The 1,372-nt window shown below is 42.9% G+C and carries 1 protein-coding gene; it reads left to right on the top strand.

Annotated elements, in window-relative coordinates:
• Positions 1 to 304: 304 nt before the first annotated feature.
• Positions 305 to 1,207, top strand: coding sequence for a gamma-carotene 1'-hydroxylase CruF (gene cruF, locus A4S05_RS38170; RefSeq protein WP_069074917.1), 903 nt, complete (start codon positions 305 to 307; stop codon positions 1,205 to 1,207).
• Positions 1,208 to 1,372 lie beyond the last annotated feature (165 nt).

Below are 1,372 nucleotides of genomic sequence, written 5' to 3'. Positions count from 1 at the left end.
TGCACCTTTGATGCATCGACTTGTACCTTTGATGCATCGACTTGTACCTTTGATGCATCGACTTGCAAAAATTAACCTTAAATATGCGATTTGGTGAGGGTTTTAAACTCGGTTATTCATCCGCCAGCGATGCACTGAGTTTCGACTGCGCTCAACTACCGCCGGTCGTTGTGTCTGTCATACAGAATTCATTCTGAATTCTGACTCCTGACTCCTGAATTCTGTTCGATAAATGCTAGGAGACTTTTAACCAATGGCTAGGATGAATAGCACTTCATTAGCAGCGAGTAAAAAAGGAATTATCATGAGAAAACTTGTTATTGCTGAACGCGTAAGCCTCATTGGTCATATCGTGTCAACAGTATTTGGATTGGTAGGAATACTACTGGTTATACCTAATGCCCAAGTAATTTTTAACTTATCCGAGCTTGCACAAACTGCCATCCAATGGAGTATGGCAGGAGGCGGTGTAGTTTATATGATCTTAGGTGCAGCAGGTGTTTTCTTGTATGCCACGCGGATTTTGGGTTTAGGTCGCGCCTTGGCATTTCTGCTGCCATCAGTATTTATTTCTCTAGGAAGTGAATTACTAGGAACCAGTACTGGTTTTCCATTTGGTCATTATAGTTACCTAAGCGGTTTAGGTTATAAGATTGCGGGTTTAGTCCCATTTACAATTCCCTTATCGTGGTTTTATTTGGGATTTGTTTCTTACCTGCTGGCACGTGCAGGTTTAGAAGTGGACAAAAAACCCAATTTGTGGCGGCATATAAGTGCGATCGCTTTGGGTGCTTTATTACTAACCTCCTGGGATTTTGTTCTCGATCCTGCAATGAGTCAAACTTCTCTACCCTTTTGGTATTGGCAACAACCAGGCCCATTCTTTGGAATGCCTTACCAAAACTTTGCGGGGTGGCTGGGTACTAGCTCAGTATTTATGGCTGTGACTGCACTGTTATGGAGAAATAATCCTATTAACTGGGAGCGATCGCAACTTAATATACCTTTTGCAGTTTATTTAAGTAATTTTGGTTTCGCTACAGTCATGAGCTTAACAGCTGGATTCTTTGTACCTGTGTTGCTAGGCTTGTTGCTGGGTGTCACACCCGCAGTGCTGCTGTGGTTGAAAGGCTCACCTACACCTGTCCAAGTTCCCATTGAATCACCAGAAATCTCTGTAGCTAGAGTTAAAGTTACAGCGAAATGAAAGGGCATTAGGAGTGCTGAGTTAGGAGTTAGGAGTTAGGAGTTTTGTTTACCCCCTTGTCCCCTCATCTCCCCCACTCCCCCTGCCATTCTCGCTTGGCAGGGTGGTTTCATACAACGAGAGAAAAATAATAATGATTTGTATAGGGTGGAAATAAATGGATAA

The sequence above is a fragment of the Nostoc sp. KVJ20 genome (assembly GCF_001712795.1).
Lineage (GTDB): Bacteria > Cyanobacteriota > Cyanobacteriia > Cyanobacteriales > Nostocaceae > Nostoc.
This window is presented reverse-complemented; position numbering and strand designations above follow the sequence as displayed.